This is a genomic window from Pandoraea pnomenusa, from assembly GCF_000767615.3.
Taxonomy (GTDB): domain Bacteria; phylum Pseudomonadota; class Gammaproteobacteria; order Burkholderiales; family Burkholderiaceae; genus Pandoraea; species Pandoraea pnomenusa.
On the sequence record NZ_CP009553.3, the window covers coordinates 1,956,479 to 1,974,457 of the forward strand.

The 17,979-nt window shown below is 65.3% G+C and carries 14 protein-coding genes; 11 read left to right on the top strand and 3 right to left on the bottom strand.

Going from position 1 to position 17,979, the window contains the following annotated elements; translation table 11 throughout:
* Positions 1-17: 17 nt before the first annotated feature.
* Positions 18-1,490, top strand: a complete 1,473-nt coding sequence (locus LV28_RS32850) for an NAD-dependent succinate-semialdehyde dehydrogenase (RefSeq protein WP_038618016.1) — start codon at positions 18-20, stop codon at positions 1,488-1,490.
* An 85-nt stretch (positions 1,491-1,575) separates the two neighbouring features.
* Here LV28_RS32850 and LV28_RS32855 read toward each other — a convergent pair whose 3' ends face one another.
* Together LV28_RS32855 and LV28_RS32860 are read right to left on the bottom strand one after the other, a co-directional pair.
* Positions 1,576-4,122 carry a YbcC family protein gene (locus LV28_RS32855; protein ID WP_038618013.1) on the bottom strand — a complete coding sequence of 849 codons (2,547 nt, stop codon included), beginning with the start codon at positions 4,120-4,122 and terminating at the stop codon, positions 1,576-1,578.
* A gap of 24 nt (positions 4,123-4,146) precedes the next feature.
* Positions 4,147-5,712: an NADH-quinone oxidoreductase subunit L gene (locus LV28_RS32860; protein ID WP_038618010.1), complete on the bottom strand. Its 1,566-nt coding sequence runs from the start codon at positions 5,710-5,712 to the stop codon at positions 4,147-4,149.
* 98 nt (positions 5,713-5,810) lie between these two features.
* On the opposite strand from LV28_RS32860, the gene LV28_RS32865 reads away from it, so the two are divergent.
* The 6 genes from LV28_RS32865 (at position 5,811) to LV28_RS32890 (ending at position 11,841) form a co-directional block, all read left to right on the top strand.
* Positions 5,811-6,734, top strand: coding sequence for a LysR family transcriptional regulator (locus tag LV28_RS32865; RefSeq protein WP_023595309.1), 924 nt, complete (start codon positions 5,811-5,813; stop codon positions 6,732-6,734).
* A gap of 311 nt (positions 6,735-7,045) precedes the next feature.
* On the top strand, positions 7,046-8,026 hold the full coding sequence (locus LV28_RS32870) for a MerR family transcriptional regulator (RefSeq protein ID WP_255315169.1): 981 nt from the start codon (positions 7,046-7,048) through the stop codon (positions 8,024-8,026).
* Between the two features lie 42 nt (positions 8,027-8,068).
* Entirely contained in the window at positions 8,069-8,806 is a 738-nt protein-coding gene (gene folE, locus LV28_RS32875; RefSeq protein ID WP_023871723.1) for a GTP cyclohydrolase I, read from the top strand.
* 42 nt (positions 8,807-8,848) lie between these two features.
* Positions 8,849-9,529, top strand: coding sequence for an RNA polymerase sigma factor (locus LV28_RS32880; protein ID WP_048806387.1), 681 nt, complete (start codon positions 8,849-8,851; stop codon positions 9,527-9,529).
* A 35-nt stretch (positions 9,530-9,564) separates the two neighbouring features.
* Positions 9,565-11,118 carry a cryptochrome/photolyase family protein gene (locus LV28_RS32885; RefSeq protein ID WP_038618004.1) on the top strand — a complete coding sequence of 518 codons (1,554 nt, stop codon included), beginning with the start codon at positions 9,565-9,567 and terminating at the stop codon, positions 11,116-11,118.
* Between the two features lie 24 nt (positions 11,119-11,142).
* Positions 11,143-11,841, top strand: a complete 699-nt coding sequence (locus tag LV28_RS32890) for an SDR family NAD(P)-dependent oxidoreductase (protein WP_038618001.1) — start codon at positions 11,143-11,145, stop codon at positions 11,839-11,841.
* A 312-nt stretch (positions 11,842-12,153) separates the two neighbouring features.
* Here LV28_RS32890 and LV28_RS32895 read toward each other — a convergent pair whose 3' ends face one another.
* Positions 12,154-13,509 carry an MFS transporter gene (locus LV28_RS32895; RefSeq protein ID WP_023595316.1) on the bottom strand — a complete coding sequence of 452 codons (1,356 nt, stop codon included), beginning with the start codon at positions 13,507-13,509 and terminating at the stop codon, positions 12,154-12,156.
* Between the two features lie 141 nt (positions 13,510-13,650).
* Between LV28_RS32895 and LV28_RS32900 the strand changes: the two genes are divergently transcribed.
* The 4 genes from LV28_RS32900 to LV28_RS32915 all read left to right on the top strand — a co-directional run bounded on the left by LV28_RS32900 (position 13,651) and on the right by LV28_RS32915 (position 17,883).
* Positions 13,651-14,661, top strand: coding sequence for an asparaginase (locus tag LV28_RS32900; protein WP_025248938.1), 1,011 nt, complete (start codon positions 13,651-13,653; stop codon positions 14,659-14,661).
* 18 nt (positions 14,662-14,679) lie between these two features.
* On the top strand, positions 14,680-15,402 hold the full coding sequence (locus LV28_RS32905; RefSeq protein ID WP_023595318.1) for a GntR family transcriptional regulator: 723 nt from the start codon (positions 14,680-14,682) through the stop codon (positions 15,400-15,402).
* Positions 15,403-15,599: 197 nt separating this feature from the next.
* Entirely contained in the window at positions 15,600-15,956 is a 357-nt protein-coding gene (locus LV28_RS32910; RefSeq protein ID WP_038617998.1) for a GFA family protein, read from the top strand.
* A 262-nt stretch (positions 15,957-16,218) separates the two neighbouring features.
* A complete protein-coding gene (locus tag LV28_RS32915) occupies positions 16,219-17,883 on the top strand; it encodes a methyl-accepting chemotaxis protein (protein ID WP_038617995.1) in 1,665 nt (554 codons plus the stop codon).
* Positions 17,884-17,979: the final 96 nt, after the last annotated feature.

A 17,979-nucleotide genomic window follows, 5' to 3' on the forward strand; every position in this document is an offset into this window, starting at 1 on the left:
TCCGGAGACTCGCCCGTATGTCGCTTTCCCTGTCACGCCCCGATTTGATGCGCCGCCAGAACCTGATCAACGGCGAATGGGCCGATGCCCGCGATGCTCGTCGCTACCCCGTACAGAACCCGGCCAGCGACGCGTTGCTGGCGGAGGTGCCCGACAGCACGGCTATCGATGCTCGCGCCGCGACCGACGCCGCCTACCGTGCGCTTCCCGGCTGGCGTCACAAGCTGCCGCGCGAACGCGCCGAGGTACTCAGGCGCTGGCATGCGCTGATTCTCGCGAACGGGGACGATCTCGCCACGCTGATCTCGCTCGAGCAAGGCAAGCCGCTTTCCGAGGCTCGCGGCGAAGTGGCATACGGCGCCTCGTATGTCGACTGGTTCGCGGGCGAGGCGACACGCGTCTACGGCGACATCATTCCGCAACAGCAACCCGGCAAGCGCATGACGGCGGAGAAGGAGCCTGTCGGCGTCGTCGCTGCCATCACGCCCTGGAATTTCCCCCTCGCGATGATCGCGCGCAAGATTGCGCCGGCGCTGGCCGTAGGTTGCACGGTGGTCGCCAAACCCGCCGAGGACACGCCGCTCACCGCCCTTGCGCTGGCGGCACTCGCCGTCGAGGCCGGTGTGACGCCGGGGGTACTCAACGTCATTACGGCGTCGCGCACGCGCGGCATCGATGCCGTCGCGGACTGGCTGGCCGACGATCGCGTGCGCAAAATGACTTTCACCGGCTCGACGGCCGTGGGCATTCACCTCGCGCGCGAATCGGCCGGCACGCTCAAGAAGCTCTCGCTGGAACTCGGCGGCAACGCCCCGTTCGTCGTATTCGACGATGCCGATCTCGAGTCGGCGGTCGCGGGTTTGATGGCGTCAAAGTTCCGGAATGGCGGACAGACGTGCGTCTGTCCGAATCGCGTGTATGTGCAGGCGGGCGTCTACGAACGGTTCGCTTCAATGCTGGCCAAGCGGGTGGAGGCGTTGCACGTCGCGCCCGCGAGCGATGCCAATGCGCAGATCGGACCGATGATCAATCCTCGGGCAGTCGAGAAGATCGGTCGTCATGTCGAAGATGCGCTCTCACACGGCGCACGCGCGCTGACCGGTGGCGCGACGCTGCCTCTGCTCGGGTCCAACTACTTCGCACCGACCGTGCTGGTCGACGTGAACGACAGTATGCTCGTCAGTCAGGAGGAAACGTTCGGGCCCGTGGTGCCGCTGTTCCGATTCGAGACCGAGGATGAAGCGATCCACCGAGCCAACGACACGCCTTTCGGGCTGGCGGCATACTTCTACACACAGGACATGCGTCGCGCCCAGCGGGTCGCGCGACGTCTCGAGGCCGGCGTTATCGGCATGAACGAAGGCGCCGTGTCGAGCGAAGCCGCGCCGTTCGGCGGGGTAAAAGCGTCCGGCTACGGACGCGAGGGATCGAAATACGGGCTCGACGATTATGTGTCGATCAAGTACGTCTGTCAGGGCGGGCTGGACTGATCCGCGGCCCGCGGATCGCCTCTTTTTGTCTTGCAACCGGCGATTCGGATGGGGCAGGGCAGGGAGCACTGAATCGCGGTCAGTGTCATCTCCCCGCCAGATCCACCGGTGACCAGCGCCCTTGGACATAACGCTCAAAGCCTGCCTGTTCGAAGCGCCAGAGGTGGAGCCAGCCATTGTCCAGCAGGTGGCGCACGACTTCGTGCTTGCCGATCACCGTGTCGATCGCCGCCCGCGGCGCGTCGACGACCACGGTCAGCCGCACGGGTTCATGTATCCATCGCTCGCCGTCGTGCAGCGACTGCTGCGACAGGCCGATGCGCAGATCGCCGCCGTTGCCCTCGAAGACGCCGAGGCTGCCCCCCACGACGTTATGCAGCAGCTTGTTGCCGCTGCCCAGCCGAAGCGGATCACAGGTCGATGCGTGGTATTGCCAGTTGATCCAGTGCGTCACCAGCATGGGCGCCGTCATCAACAGTTCGAGCACGCTGCCGTCGGCGTCCCGACTGGCGTCGTAATCGTGCAGGAAGCTACGTCCGTCGAGCATCACGCCGCGGCTTCTGTCCCGGGGCGCGATCAGAAACGCCGCGTTGCGGGCAAGTCCCCATTCGGGCCGCGTTTGCGCGCCGTCGTTGGCGCGACGCTGCAACCGCGCCAGCAGCGCATGATGCGGCGCGCGGGGATCGAGCGTCAGGCTCGCGGCGCGTTCGCGGCGTACCTGATCGCAAGCCTGGGCAAAGATGGGCTGCAAACGCGCCCAGCGATCCCGTGCGGCTTGCGGCAGCAGATCCAGATCGAAGCCCTCGAGTTCATCCGTGGTGGTGTTGTGCAGCACCGCCACGAAGCGAGTTGCCTCAGGTATCGCGAGTTGCTGCGCGCGCAGGCCGTCGCGCACCGCCGGGTCATTGAGCAGTTGCGCCAGGCTGCGCGCGTTCACTTCACCGGTCTGGCCGCAGCAGGCGCCGCAATCCAGGGCCGCCGCATGAGCATTGTTGGCGGACTGACTGCCGTGCCCGACGAGAAGTACCAGCGGCGCCAGGTATCGGTCCAGGCCCATCGCGTGAAGCACCCGTGTGGCCAGGGCCACCTTGGACGCCAGGTCCATCCCCTGGAGTTGCGGGCGGCAGATGGGGCGATAACGGGCGGGTATGCCGGCCAGGTCGTCTCTGGGGCGCGCTTGCCGGCCCGGTTGCAGCCAATTGCCGAGTTTGCCGAGATAGCCCAGTCCGGCGGCCTCCACGAAGGAAAACGCGGCACCCGGCCACCGGCTGGCCGCCTGCCACTGATCCGCCATCGCAAATCGCGATCGACGCACACGGCCGACAGCGCGCTGCCGGGCCTCATCCGCCGCGCGCTGCGCCGCATCGGTGCTGACAATGCTGTCGGTCACCTCGATGGCCGGCGCGAGCAGGCCGGGCAGTTGGGGGCGCCGAGCCGGCGTGCCCAGGGGCGTGTAGGCGATCGGCAACCCGAAGAAGCCGGCAAACCCGAGCGTCTGGATGCCCGGCGACACGGCCTCGAGCGACCGGCGCAAGGGTTCGCTGCGCACGTCGATGCAAAAGGCCGCCTGGACCTCGATGTCCGTCGGCGCCGGACCGTGAGGGTTCGCGGCAGTCAGGCGCTGTGCCAGCTCACGCTGGTAGCCGATCTCGAGGGCCAACTGCCATACCTCGTCGATCAGCAGCGCCTGCTCCGTTTCCTGCAAGATGCGCGGGGCCGAGCGCCACGCCGCGTGCAGCGCGGCAAACGCATGCCTCGCGGCGGCGTCATCCTTGCACTCGAGCAGCAGTGCACCCCAGGCAAGGCGAATTGCCAGCAATTCACGCAGATGGGCATCGCGCCCGCCCGCCAGTCCGGCCTCCCAGCCCAGGTAGGCACACCACGACGCCCAGCCGTTGACCGTCAGAAGCACCGATTCGAGATAGTCCGCCCAGACCGCTTGCGGTAGCCCCAGGCGCTCCATGACCCAGCGCTCGGCATCCTGCGCTTTGGCAGGCAGGGCGCCGGTGGCCCGCCCGATATGCGGCAGCCCCATCAAGATGCCTATCCCGTGGTCGTGCTGCAAAGTGTCGCGCCAGAAGGCATACAGGCCCTGTTCGCGCTCGGGTTGCCAGCTTGCCTGCCGCGCATCGAAGAAGGCGGCGCAGGTCTGGCTGACCTGATGCGTGATGGCTTGCCGCCAGGACAACCGCGCATGGCGCTCGGGATCGTTGTCGAGCACGTCGATCAACAGCGGCAATTGCGCCTGCGGCGCGCCGGACTCAAGTGCCGCGACGCACTGCTCGGGTGTGAGCGCGGCCGACTGGGCCGCGGGCAACTGATGCAATGCAACGGCCAGATCCTCCGCCGTGATGCGACCCTCGCGCCAGGCTTGCCGTTGTCGATCTCTCGGCGGAAAGACGTGGATGCCGCCAAGCACGGCCATCCGGGCGGCCACACGGCGCACGGGCATGCCGATACGCGACCAGTGCGGATTCACGGCAATGGCGCGGTCCAGCGGCCATGCGGGAGCAATCGCCGCGCAGGCCTCTTGGCAGGCGCGCTCGATGTCGGCATACCGCACCTGCGGGTCATCCGCGACCAATGCCGTGAGGCCGGCCGCGGCGAGCGTGTCGTGGGTCAAGGGTTTCATCGTCACACTTTCCTTGTCGTCAGTTCAGCGCTGGGCTTCCGCCAGCCGCGAGGCGAGCGCTTTGGGGCCAGGATGTGCTGCCGCTGCCTGCGCCCACCGGGCGGGCCAGAGCAGCAGCGCCAGGCGCGTGTAACCCTCGTCCAGATAGAAGCCGGCGTAGCTCCAGCGACGCCAGCAGGCGGGCAGGGACGCCCGGTGTTGCAGACGTGCCTGGCAGAGATACAAAGCCGCCATGAAGGTCAGCGTGAGAACGCCCAGCCGATGATCCGGCGCATCCTGAAGTCCGAGCGGCAGGACGTGTGCGGCCATTGCGGCCAAGGTCAGACCCAGAACGCTCAGGAGCCCGAAAAGTAACTGGGCCAGGCGTGCATCGGCGCGAGACGGCGCGGAACTCAACCACAGCAGCGGCGCCCAGGCCAGTCCCAGCACCGCGCACCACCACCAGGGCCAGACGGCGATACCGGCGAGCGCCATTGCCAGTAACACGATCGACGTCGTCACCGCGGGGGCCAGCACGAGACTGCCGGTCATGGGGGCGGCAATCGTGTGCATTGCGCGCGCACGCGTATCGCGCACGACCGACGAGGCGGACAGAAAGGCATGCGCCTTGTACAAGGAGTGACCCATCAGATGTAGCGCGGCGAGCGTGTAGAGACCCAACGCGCATTCGACCAGCATGAAACCCATCTGCGAGACGGTCGACCAGGCCAGCCGAACCTTGATGCTGATGCGCGTCAGCACGACCATGCTTGCCAGCACGGCGGTCGCCAGACCGAGCAACGCCAACAGATCGCGTGCGGCGTCGGCTTTCTCCAACATCGGTGCAAAGCGAATCAGCACGAAGCCGCCGAGATTGACCACGCCCGCATGCAGCAACGCGGATACCGGGGTCGGGGCTTCCATTACCTGGATCAACCAGCCATGTACCGGCAACAAGGCGGTGCGCAGTGTCACCGCCAGCACCAGCAAGACGGCGCTCGCCTGCAGGGGCAGGGACAGGCCATGCTGCGCAATATGTGCCCACAAGTCCGTCAGCGAGCCGCTTCCCACCTGCTGCCAGGCTAGCGCGGTCGCTCCCAGCAGCATGACGTCGGCCAGCCGATCGGCAATCCGCTTCTTGTGCGCCGCCAGCAAGGCAAAGGGGCGATCCGGGTAGAAGCACAGCAGTCGCTGCAACGCCAGGCCCACGGCCGCCCAGGCGACGATCAGCACTAGCCAGTGATCGGCGAGGAGAAGCAGGTGCACGCTGGCCAGTACGGTGGCCAGTGCACCGAGATAGCGTGGCTGGTTCGCTTCCCCTTCGAGGTAGCGGGCGGAAAACGCGGCGATGACGGTGCCCAGCAGTTGCACCAGCAACGCCAGCGCCAGGCCGAAGCGCGTCGTCGTCAAAACACCCGGCCAAATGCCCTGGCCGACGCAGACGAACAGCGACACGGCCGTCGATACGAGCGCGGCAGACGACATCGTCAGAAACACACGCCACTGTCGCCGGATCGTCTGCGAACTCACCCATGTCGCACTGACCAGCGCGGCCATCAGCGCCGGTGGCGTGAGCACGCAAGCGACGCGCAAAGCCTCGGGAAAATCCATTGCATGACCCTCTTGAATTACGGTGCGAGGATGATGCTTGCGGCAAGAGGTTCTGTAAAATAGATTATAAAGAACAAATTGTTAGCAAAAAACGAACGATGGACCTCAATCAACTCAATTTCAATCATCTCTACTACTTCTGGCGCGTGGCCAAGCTCGGCCATCTGACGCGTGCGGCGGAGCGGTTGCATACCTCGCAATCAGCCGTCTCGGCGCAGATTCGTCAGTTGGAGGAGAAGATCGGCGACGATCTGTTTGTCCGGGCAGGACGGCGACTCACGTTGACCGATACCGGGCAGTTGGTGCTGGCGTACGCCGACAACATTTTCGGGCTGGGCGAGGAGCTGTTGGGACGCCTGCATGGGCGCTCTGCGGGCGTTACGCGCTTGCGCGTCGGCAGCGTGGCCACACTGTCGCGCAACTATCAGGAGAACTGGATTCGACCTTTGCTCACCAACCCGGCCGTTGTGCTGACGCTCGAATCGGGGTTGATGGAAGGGCTGCTGACCCGGCTCATCCAGCATCAACTCGACGTCGTGCTGGCCAACGAGACGGTGCCCGCCGATCCGGATCGGCCATTGCACTGCCAGTTCCTGGGCAGTCAGGCAATCTCGCTCGTGGGGCCTGCCAGCGTATGGGCGTCGAAAACCCTGCGGATCCCGGAAGATCTCGATGACGTCGACATCGTGCTGCCCGGCCCACGCCACGCGTTGCGCGGTCAATTCGACGCGCTTTGCGCCACGGCAGGTGTCAGTCCCAGACTGCGCGCTGAAGTGGACGACATGGCGATGCTTCGCCTGATTGCCCGCGACAGTGGGTGGCTGACCGTCTTGCCCGAAGTGGTCGTGCAGGATGAGCTGCGAACCGGATCGCTCGTCGTGGTGGGGCAATCGACTGCGCTGCAGGAGCATTTCTACGCCATTACGGCGCCAAGGCGACATCGCATCGAAGTGCTGGAGCCATTGCTCGCCGGCAAGCGCGACGTCCACAACGAGGTCGCCCGCAAAACCTCCGCGAGCTAGAACGCCTGCGCGAATGCCCTGGTTTTCGTGCGGCGACCATCCCTGCCGGCAGAGCCTTTTGTCACCTCGGGCGCCGTCGCCGACGAGCGAATCCGGTGCTGGCGCGACCTGCATCGTCCCGACCACTGTCGGCGCAATGCCATCGACAGTGTTGCCTCCTTCCGAGAGTCATTGTTGAGTTAGAATTTAAACTCAAATTAATAGATTGTCAGTATTTTGAGTTTATTTATTGACTCTAATTTTTCCGTGAGTTAAGGTTTGCGCACAAGTGGCAAATCAAGCGGGAAATTTGTCTGGGGACGGAGGATACGGTGAGTTCAGTTCGGCGTTATCGAAGCGGCGAGGCCGCAAAGCTCGTCGACATGCCCGCCGCCACGTTGCGGATCTGGGAGCAGCGCTATGGCGTGATTTCCCCGCCCACGAGCGCCTCGGGTCAGCGCCTGTATTCCGACATGGACGTGAGCCGGCTGAAGACGATCAAGTCGCTGGTCGACGGGGGCCATGCGATCGGCGCCATCGCGCATTTAGACAACGAGCAGTTGAGCCGACTGGCGAGTGGCGCCGCCGTCGGGACGTCTGCGCCCCACGTGCCCCACGTGCCACACGGCGCGAACCTGTTTATCGTGGGCTTCGGCGATGACGCCGCGTCCGCCATACCCGACGGCGTCACGTGCCAGGCGTTTTCGCGAGCCGAGGCGATTCCTGGCGTCGATCCCACGTCCGCCACTGTCAGCGGCATGGTCGTGCGGGTCGAGGCGTTGCACGAAGACACCGTGCTGTCGATCGTCGCGGCTGCGCGCAGGGCGCACTGCGACCACGTGCTCGTCGTCTATGCATTCGGCACACGGCGGGCCGTCGATCTTGCCCGTCTGGAAGGCATTCGCCTGATGCGCACTTCCGGTGCTCTGCTCCATGCGGACGAGCTTCTCTCCGATTTCGCGCAGTCTTTTGCACGCAACGACGCTCGCGGGTCGGCCCGCCAGCGGCTCTGGTCGAGATTGCCGCGCCGGTTCGATGAACAAACGTTGACCCGGCTGACCCGGCAGTCCTCGACGATCGCGTGCGAATGTCCCAAGCATATCGGCGAGCTGCTGCTGCAGATCGCCGCCTTCGAGCGTTACAGCGACGAATGCGTGTCGCGCTCGCGCGCCGACGCCTTGCTTCACCAGCATCTGGGCGATGCCGCCAACCGTGCCGTGGCGCTGTTCGAGGACGCGCTGGCGGCGGTCGTCGAGCACGAGGGCTGGTCGGTGCCGGCAACCGTTCCCGCACTACGGCGCGGCGAGCGCTGAAACACGATTCGCATTCGGACCCTCTTCCATCGGGAGCATTTCATGGGCGCAGTCATCGATTCACAGCAGGCCATTGCCATTACGCAGGGCCCTCAGGAGGGGATCCCGCTGTCGCAGGCGATCCGTCAGCGTCTTCGCGGTGCCGGTGTCCGTTTTCATGCCAACGACAATATCGCTGCCTACCTTCGCGAGGGCGACGTTGACAGGCTTCAGGACGAAGTCACCGTGCATATCGAGAATGCGCTTCGCGCACTCGTCATCGATGTCGACAACGACCACAACACCCGGGACACCGCCAAACGCGTCGCGAAAATGTTCGTGAAGGAAGTGTTCGCGGGGCGCTACGAGCCGCCTCCGGCGATCACCGAATTCCCGAACATCGGCCAGTTGAACGAACTCACGCTGATCGGCCCGCTTCGGGTGCGCAGCGCCTGCTCGCACCACTTGTGCCCGATCATGGGGCATGCGTGGATCGGCGTGCTGCCCAACGCCGACTCCAATTTGCCCGGGTTGTCGAAATACGCGCGGCTGCTCAACTGGGTCATGGCGCGGCCACAGATTCAGGAAGAAGCGGTCAAGCAGATTGCCGATCTGCTCGAGGAAAAGATTGCGCCGGACGGCCTGGCGGTCGTCATGGAGGCGGATCACTTCTGCATGCACTGGCGCGGGACGAAGGACGACGGCGCACGCATGGTGAGCAGCGTGATGCGCGGGCGATTCCTCGAGGACTCCGCGCTTCGCCGGGAATTCCTGGCGTTGATGGCGTCGCGCGCCCGGTAAGCGCACGCGCGCCGCGGCCCGATCCTTTCTCGAAATGTCGCCATGACAATCGCCGACGTCACTCAGCCCGCTCCGCCCGTTGCCGCCAAGGCGCGTGGTGTCGCGCCGGCGCCCAGCCCGGTGGGGACGCCGCCGCAGACGCACGGATTCAAGGTGCCCGGCGTGAGCGCGAGATCCGCACCCATCGACAAGGAGGGCCTCGCAGTCCTGCTCACGAATGCCCAGCGCGGTGACGCGCAAGCGTTCGCGCAGTTCTACCGGCGAACATCGTCGCTGATCCTCGGCGCGATCCTGCGCATCGTCAACGGCCGCGCCGAGGCGGAAGACATTTTGCAGGATATCTACATGGCGCTCTGGCAGCGCAGCGTCATATTCGATGCGCAGCGGGGCGACGTGCTGCCGTGGATCTTCACCATCGCCCGGCACAGGGCGATCAATCATCTGCGTGGGCAGAAGCCACTCGTGGCGGACGACGCGCTGATGGCATCGCTTCCGTCGGACACCGCGTCGCCCGACGAGATCAGCCAGACAAGGCGAGCCTCGCGACAACTGAGCGAGGCGCTGTCCACACTCTCGGCGCAACAGCGTCAGGCGATCACGGTCGCCTATTTCGGTGGCTTCTCCTATACCGAACTGGCGCAGGTCCTCGGCGTGCCGGAGGGCACGGCGAAGAGCTGGATCCGTCGCGGTCTGGCCTCATTGCGCCAGATGCTCGATCGATAAGCCACCGCCTTGCGCCGCGGGGGGCGCTTCTTGCCATGCATGCCGATACCGAACCACCGACTCATACCCTGCGCCTGGTGCTGGGAGACCAATTGCACCCGGGCCATCGCTGGTTTTCGCGGGTGGACCCAGCGGTCGTCTACGTATTGATGGAAGTGCGGCAGGAAACCGACTACGTGCTGCACCATGCCCAGAAGATCATCGCCATATTCGCCGCGATGCGTGACTTTGCCCGGCACCTGCGCGCCGGAGGGCACCGTGTGCGCTACGTGGCACTGGACCATCCGAGCAATCGTCAATCCATCACGGAAAATCTGGCGGCACTCGCCGATCACTACGGCGCCCGCCGGGTCGAGTGGCAACAGCCGGACGAATGGCGACTGGACGCGCAACTCAACAGTTGGGGGATGTCTCAGCCCCTGGACTGGGCGGTGGTGGACAGCGAACATTTCCTGACGCCGCGTGACGCGCTTGCCTCGCTCATGGGCGAGCGCAAGCAGTGGTTGATGGAGCACTTCTACCGGAACATGCGCCGGCGCTGGCATTTGCTGCTCGATGCCGACGGCGGCCCGCAAGGCGGTCGATGGAATTTCGACTCGGACAACCGCAAGCGCTGGCCGGGAACGCCGCCAGAGCCGACGGACTGGCGCCCGCGACACGATCACCGGGCGCTGTGGCAAATGCTGCAGCGCGCAGGCGTGCGCAGCTTCGGCGATCCGCAGGCCGACGCGATGCGCTGGCCGGTCAACCGCACGGAGGCGCTGGCCTGCCTTGAGGCTTTCATCACACAGGCGCTGCCGCACTTCGGCGACTACGAGGATGCATTGGCCGCCGGCGCGCCACGCCTGTTCCATTCGCTTCTGTCGTTCGCGCTCAACGTCAAGATGCTGCATCCCCTGGAAGTGGTGCGGCGTGCGGAGGCTGCCTACGCTGCGGGCCGGGCGCCGCTTGCCGCGGTGGAAGGCTTCGTTCGGCAGATCGCGGGGTGGCGAGAATACGTGCGCGGCATTTACTGGGCGAAGATGCCCGACTACGCGTCGCACAACGCCCTGAATCACGAGACCCCCTTGCCGGACTGGTTCTGGAGCGGCAACACCCGCATGCGCTGTCTGCACCTGGCCATCACGCAGTCCCTGCAAACCGCGCATGCGCACCATATCCAACGGCTCATGGTGATCGGCAATTTCGCCTTGCTGGCCCGACTCGACCCGCAGGCGCTGCATCGCTGGTATCTGGGCGTGTACATCGACGCATTCGAGTGGGTGGAGCTGCCGAACACACTTGGCATGAGCCAGCGCGCCGATGGCGGACTGATTGCCACGAAACCCTATGTGAGCAGTGCTGCCTACCTGCGGCGAATGGGCGATTACTGCCAGGGCTGTGCTTACGATCCCATGCAAAAAACCGGTGCGCGCGCCTGCCCGTTCAACGCGCTTTACTGGGATTTCTTTGACCACCATGCGCCCACGCTGCAGGACAACCCGCGCCTTGCGATCGTTTTCCGCCAGTGGCAAAAGATGGACGACGCGCAGCGCGAGGCGCTACGTGCGCATGCCGCGAAGTTGCGCGAGCGACTGGACACCTTGTAACGCCCGGCGTTGGAGAGCAAACCGATGAAATCCCTGGTATCCGGTTACCGCGCTATCGTACTTGGTGCCTCGGGCGCCATCGGCGCCGCGATTTGCCACGCACTGCGAGACGACCCACGTTGCGCCACCGTGCTGGCACTGGGACGCACCAGCGTGCCAGCCATCGACTTCGAGGCCCCGGCGAGCATCGTGGATGCCGCCGCAGCCGTGGCCGCACAAGGTCCGTGGCACCTCATGGTCGTTGCCACTGGCATGCTCCAGGGGCCGACCGGCACGCCCGAGAAGCGACTCGCCGACCTGAGCGCTCGGCACATGACGAGCAGCTTCGCCGTCAATACCATCGGGCCCGCGCTGGCAATCGCGCATTTCGCCCCACAGCTTGCGCGCACCGAGCGCAGCCTGGTGGCCGTGCTCTCGGCCAAGGTGGGCAGCATCGGGGACAATCGCCTCGGGGGCTGGTACAGCTACCGTGCGTCGAAGGCGGCGCTCAACATGGTCGTCAAGACCGCGGCGATCGAGCTGGCCCGTACGCACCCGCAACTGGTCGTCGCGGCACTGCATCCCGGCACGGTGGACTCGGCGCTTTCCGCGCCGTTTCGGGGGGCGCAGATCGGGCGCACGCCGGGCGCCGCCGCACGGGATTTGTTGTCCGTCATCGATGCCTTGCAACCCGAGGACAGCGGCGGCTTTCGTGCGTACGATGGCCAGCGCCTGCCCTGGTAGCGGGGGCGGCGGTCCCGATGGTTCCGGTGGTCGCGACGATCGCGCCGATCCTGGTGGTTCAGCGCGAGTCGATACGCGTCAGCGGACGGCGGGCGTGGGCTGGGACTGGGGACGCGTCACGAGCGACAGGCAGACCACCGGCAGGGGCTCCGTCAGGTGGAGAGGGCTCAGATTGGCAATGCGTTGGCGCCGGTCGGTGTGCATGACACCGGCCGGCGCATCGTCATCGTTTTCCTGAGCGGCATCGACGGATGCCCGTATTCGGTATTCGGGAAATGATATCGCGAGACGTCATGCGTCCCGATGGCTCGCTCAGGCGGACGCGGGTTTCGCGTCGCGGCGACCGAGCGCCGGCCCGACGCCGGGCTTGACCTGCAGCATGGCGATCACGCCGATTGCCGTGGCCACCGAGGTGGCCACGAACATCGACGAATAGCCGTACTTCGCCGAGAGAATGCCGGCGAGCGTGGGCGCCAGCACCGACGCGATGTTCGCGATGAAGTGCATCAGGCCGCTGAACGTACCCACGCGCGTGGGTGCCGTATCGATCACCACTGCCCAGTAGACCGAGTTCGGCAGTGCGTTCAGGGCGTTGCCCAGCGTCATCAACGCGATCACGGCCCATACGCTGTGCGCTTGCGACACCATCAGGAAGCACAGCGTCGTGCACGTCAGGGCCGCGGCCGCAAACCAGCTGCGTGCGATCACCAGCTTGCCCGTCTTGCGATACAGCCAGTCGGAGATGCGCCCGCCGAGCAGCACCGTTACGCACGCGCCCGTCCACGGAATCATGCCCACGTACCAGAGCGACGACAGCGTGAAGTGGAACTCGTCGGCGAGATACTTCGGTGTCCAGGTGAGCAGCATGAAGTTCACGTAGATGAACGCGAAGTAGCCGATCGAGTTGAACACCAGCGTCTTGCTGCGGAAAAAGCTCCACCACGGCATGTCGCTGGCCGCGGCGGCCGCGGTCGTCGTCTGCGCTGGCCGCCCCGCCTGAATCAGCGCCACCTCGGCCGCGTTCACGCGCGGATTGTCCTCGGGCCGGTTCGTATAGACGCGGGCGAACAGCGCGATCAGCACGAAGCCCGCAATGCCGAGCACGACATACATCGTGCGCCAGCTATCGGTGAGCAGCAGCAAGCCGACGGCCACCGGCGCCGTGAGCAACGCGCCAAGCGGCGTGCTCAACAAGCCGATCGACACGGCGAAGCCTCGCTCGGAGGGTGACGCCCAGGCCGACATCGTCTTGTTGATGATGGAATAGGCCGGACCCTCGGCAAAGCCGAACAGCACGCGAATCGTGGCGAATCCGGTCAACGCCGAGCCGCCGAACACCGCAATGCCGATGTCGCCCGCCCAGATCATCGCAATGGCAAAGGCCGACCAGGCAATGCCCGCGATGACCCACACCTTCTTGGCGCCCAGACGATCCGCCAGCGCGCCGCCGAACAACGCACCGAACATGTAGCCGTAGCCGAAGTATCCGAGCACGGCGCCCCAGCCCGCGCGGTCGAAACCGTACTCGGCCGTGATCTGCCCGGCCGAGTACGAAATCGCTCCCCGGTCGATGTAGTTCACCAGCGCAATCACCACGATCAGCGCGAACACCGCGAACCGGTATCGCGTCGCCCCAGCGGCCGGATGGCCCACCGTTGTTGGTTGCATGACGTCTCCTCGATGTCGAATTGGCTGCGAAGCACCCGATGCCCTTCGCAAACGATTGTCGATTATATATAATGCACAATGCATATCAACCGAAATCAAAAACACGCGTCCACCTCATTCACCTCATCGACTTCGCTCAACATGTCCCAATCGCTTCCCGTGGTTGCCGTCGCCTCGCTTGGCGGCACGATCAGCATGACGCCCTCCGATGCCGCGGGCGGCGTCGTCCCCACACTCGACGCCGAGCAACTGGCCCGCTCGGTGCCGGGCCTGCCCGGGATCGCGACGATCCGCACGGCGTCGCTTCGTCAACTGCCGAGTGCTTCGTTGCGCTACGACGATCTGATGGAGGCGCTCGCGTGGGCGGAGGCGCAGGTCCGCGAGGGGGCCGCAGGCGTCGTGCTTACGCAGGGCACCGACACGTTGGAGGAAACGGCCTTCCTGCTGGATCTGTTCTGGAAATTGCCCGCGCCGCTCATCGTGACCGGGGCGATGCGGGCGCCGCAGGCCGCCGGCGCTGACGGTCCCGCGAATCTGCTCGCGGCGGTGCGTACGGCGATACATCCGGACAGCGCCGGACGCGGTGTGCTGGTGGTCATGAACGACACGGTTCATTACGCGCGTTGGGTGAGCAAGGGCGATTCGCTGGCGGTCCAGGCGTTCGTGTCGCACGACGGCGGCGTCGCCGCGCGCGTGGTGGAGGGCCGTCCGACGTTCTTCCACGCGCCGCCGGCGCGCCCGGCGCCGCTGGCGCGTCCGGTGCGTGCGTGGCCGAAAGTTGCGTTGGTCACGGCCGTGCTGGGTGACGAGGGCGAGCTCGCGGAGCTGGCCGTCAAGGCCGGCTACGAAGCGGTGGTGATCGCGGCGCAGGGGGCGGGGCACGTGTCGTTCGGCTTCGCCGGGCGCATCGGCGAGCTGACCGCGCAGGTGCCGGTCGTGATCGCCAGTCGCGCCTCGGCCGGCGCCACGGCGTCGCAGACGTATGGCTACGTGGGCGCGGAAATCGACCTGGTGCGGCGCGGTGCGCACATGTCCGGCTGGTTGTCGGCGCTCAAGTCGCGCCTGCTCGTGAGCGCGTTGCTGGCCTCGGGCGTGGGGGCCCGCGACGTGGGAGAGGCGCTGGCAAATTGGAGTAAACTCACGCGTCAATAATCTTCACACGTCACCCCATTGAAAAGCACGTCCTCCGCCGCCACTGCCGCTTCGGCCGCTTCGGCCGGCACGACCGGCCGTCGCCGGCTCACGGCCTATCAGTACGCCATCGAGACACTGCGCACCGAGATTCTCCAGGGCCGGCTCAAGGCGGGCGACCGCCTGCGGCAGGACGACCTCGCGCGCCGTCTGGAAATGTCGACCACGCCTGTGCGCGAAGCCCTGCGCACGCTGGTTTCGGAGGGGTTGGTGTTCTTCGACGTTCACCGGGGCGCCGTGGTGCGCGGACTCACGGTGGACGACGTCAACGAGCTTTACCGTTTGCGCAAGACCCTCGAGCCGATGATGGCCGAGCAGGCGATGGCCACGATTCGCGAGGACGATATCGCCCGCGCGCAGGCGCTGCATGCGGAAATGCTCGCGACGTCGGACGTCGTCAAGTGGACCGAACTGAACCAGGCGTTTCACGCCGCGCTATGGGCGTCGCAGGACGACTCGCGGCTGGCGCATCTGATCAAAACGCTGCGTGACGCTTCGGGGCCCTACATTGCGCTGTCGCTCTATATGCGTCCCGTACACGTCGAGGTGAGCAATCAGGAGCACCAGAAGATGCTCGATGAATACCGTGCGCGCGACGTGGCCGCCGCCCGGCGTCATACGGAAGATCATCTCGACGCCACACTGCGCATCATCGTCAAGGCGATCGAGCAGTCCGAGGCCGCCGCCGCCGCCCAGGGCTGACCGGCGCACGATTGTCGCGCACGCGGGGGCGGTCGACCCGATGGGCGAGACCGTGGCGTTGTTCCGGCCGCGTGAGCTCGCCCTCCCGCCGAAATTGCCGCACAATGGAGCGCACACCGGCGGGCCTCCTCACGCTCCACGTTTTTCCCTCTCCCTGTTCCCGTCGGCCCATTTCCAATATCGTCAGGAGATACGGCATGGCGAACCAGCAATATTCCGGCGGATGCCATTGCGGTAGTTTGAGATTTATCGCGAATGTTGATTTGTCCAAAACAATTGCGTGCAATTGTTCAATCTGTAAAAAGCGCGGATTGATTCTCGCGTTTACGCCGATGAATGAATTTTCGCAAACGGCTGGTGCAGGAAATGCAAGGGAGTATCTCTTCAACAAGCACGTCATTCGTCATCAGTTTTGTCCGGAATGCGGGGTCGAGGCATTTGCGTTCGGTGAAAGGCCGGACGGCGGCAAGATGGCGGCGGTCAACGTACGCTGCATCGACGACATCGATCTCGATACCGTGCATCCCACGCCCTTCGACGGCGCCAGCAAGTGATCCGTTCGCATTCATATTCTTGCCTGTGGATTAAGAAATATATGAAGCCGCATATCATGCGGCGCCTGTTCCGGTTTTCATCGATTTGGCGATGAAGGCCAGAAATGGGTATTCCTTGCTTATGGAAAGTGGCGTGATTTTCCTTGCCACCGATATATGGAAACCCATAAGGTGGGAATCAGGGGGGAATTGACTCAAGCATTTTCCAATGCTCGCCCGTTAATCAGTGCGATTGTTCGGTTTTTATCGCATTGGAGCAGGCATGAGGTTCTTGGGAAGTCTCAAAATCGGCACACGGTTGAGCATTGGGTTCGCGATTACGCTGGTTTTGTTGTGCATTGTGGGTGGCATGGCCGTGTTTCAGGCGTCGCGCATCTACGCGGGCACGCGCGATCTGGCCGACAACTGGCTACCGAGCGTGCAGACGCTCGGCGAGGCGCAGGTGGCCGCCAACGCCACCCGTCGTGCCACGCTGGCGTTGCTGCTCACGACGGTCGACGGCACGCGTGTCGACGAAACGAACAAGCGCCGCGCGGCGATCGACATGATGACCAGGACGCTCGAGCGCTACAACGGCATGGTGGCCTCCGACGAGGACCGGCGCGCCTATGACGCCGTGCGTGAGGCCTGGGGCAAGTATCTCGCCATCGATAACCGCATTGCCGAACTGTCCACGGGCGACGACGACGCGAAAGGGCAGGCGCGCACACTGGCGATGACGGATGCGGTGTCGGCGTTCGCGGCACTCGGCCAGCGTCTGGCCGAGCACGTGGCCGTGAACCGCGCCGGCGCCGTGGCCGCGACCGATGCCGCCGCCACCAGCTACCACACCGCCCTTGTCGCCGCGCTCGTGCTGATTCTCGTTGCGCTTGGCGTGAACACGGCAATCGCGCTGCTCATCACACGCTCGATCACGGTGCCCGTCGGTCGCTGTGTGCACATCGCGCAAACGGTGGCGCGCGGCGATCTGACCTCGCGCATCGAAGTGCAGGGCAAGGACGAGCTCGCGCAACTGCTCGGCTCGCTGCGCGACATGAACACGAAGCTCGCGAGCGTTGTCGGTCAGGTGCGCAACAGCAGCGAGAGCATTGCCACCGGCTCGGCACAGATTGCCGCGGGAAACACCGATCTGTCGTCTCGAACGGAACAGCAGGCGGCATCGCTGGAGGAGACAGCGGCAAGCATGGAAGAGCTGACCACCACCGTGAAGCAGAACGCCGACAACGCCGAGCAGGGCAACATGCTCGCGACGAATGCTTCGCACATTGCGCAGCGTGGCGGCGAAGTGGTGCGTCAGGTGGTCGAGACGATGCGCGAGATCTCGGACGGATCGGCACGCGTCTCGGACATCACGAGCGTGATCGAGGGGATCGCCTTCCAGACCAATATCCTCGCGCTCAACGCGGCGGTTGAGGCGGCGCGCGCCGGGGAGCAGGGACGAGGCTTCGCCGTGGTGGCGGGCGAAGTGCGCACGCTGGCACAGCGCAGCGCCAATGCCGCTAAGGAGATCAAGGAGCTGATCGACGCCTCGACGCGTCAGGTCAGCGACGGCGCCAGACTGGTCTCGGAGGCGGGCAGTACGATGGACGAGGTCGTTCACGCCGTGAAGCGCGTGACCGACCTGATGGCGGAAATCGCCGCGGCGTCCACCGAGCAGCGCACCGGCATCGAGCAAGTCAATCAGGCCGTCATGCAGATGGACGCGGTGACGCAACAGAATGCAGCGCTGGTGGAGCAGGCGTCGGCCGCCGCCCAGTCGATGGCCGCCCAGTCGAGCGGCCTGCGCGAACTGGTGTCGGTGTTCCGCCTCGATGGCGGCGAGAATACGGCGCTCGCGTCGCGGCGTGCATCGCCCGGCCAGGCGCCGCGGGACGCACGCGTTGTACAGATGTCGCAGCCCGCGCAGCGGCAGCGACTGAGCGCCTGAGCCCACGCCGACGGGAAGAAAAAGCGGCCCGCCCGCACATGCCGGCGAGCCGCGAATGCCGTGGCGCTCTCACCAGCGCCCGGCCCATGGAACCGC

Bases quoted from the DNA above. Each gene is read 5' to 3' on its own strand.
- LV28_RS32850 (WP_038618016.1), top strand. From the start codon at position 18: ATGTCGCTTTCCCTGTCACGCCCCGATTTGATGCGCCGCCAGAACCTG.
- LV28_RS32855 (WP_038618013.1), bottom strand. From the start codon at position 4,122: ATGAAACCCTTGACCCACGACACGCTCGCCGCGGCCGGCCTCACGGCA.
- LV28_RS32860 (WP_038618010.1), bottom strand. From the start codon at position 5,712: ATGGATTTTCCCGAGGCTTTGCGCGTCGCTTGCGTGCTCACGCCACCG.
- LV28_RS32865 (WP_023595309.1), top strand. From the start codon at position 5,811: ATGGACCTCAATCAACTCAATTTCAATCATCTCTACTACTTCTGGCGC.
- folE (WP_023871723.1), top strand. From the start codon at position 8,069: ATGGGCGCAGTCATCGATTCACAGCAGGCCATTGCCATTACGCAGGGC.
- LV28_RS32880 (WP_048806387.1), top strand. From the start codon at position 8,849: ATGACAATCGCCGACGTCACTCAGCCCGCTCCGCCCGTTGCCGCCAAG.
- LV28_RS32885 (WP_038618004.1), top strand. From the start codon at position 9,565: ATGCATGCCGATACCGAACCACCGACTCATACCCTGCGCCTGGTGCTG.
- LV28_RS32890 (WP_038618001.1), top strand. From the start codon at position 11,143: ATGAAATCCCTGGTATCCGGTTACCGCGCTATCGTACTTGGTGCCTCG.
- LV28_RS32895 (WP_023595316.1), bottom strand. From the start codon at position 13,509: ATGCAACCAACAACGGTGGGCCATCCGGCCGCTGGGGCGACGCGATAC.
- LV28_RS32900 (WP_025248938.1), top strand. From the start codon at position 13,651: ATGTCCCAATCGCTTCCCGTGGTTGCCGTCGCCTCGCTTGGCGGCACG.
- LV28_RS32910 (WP_038617998.1), top strand. From the start codon at position 15,600: ATGGCGAACCAGCAATATTCCGGCGGATGCCATTGCGGTAGTTTGAGA.
- LV28_RS32915 (WP_038617995.1), top strand. From the start codon at position 16,219: ATGAGGTTCTTGGGAAGTCTCAAAATCGGCACACGGTTGAGCATTGGG.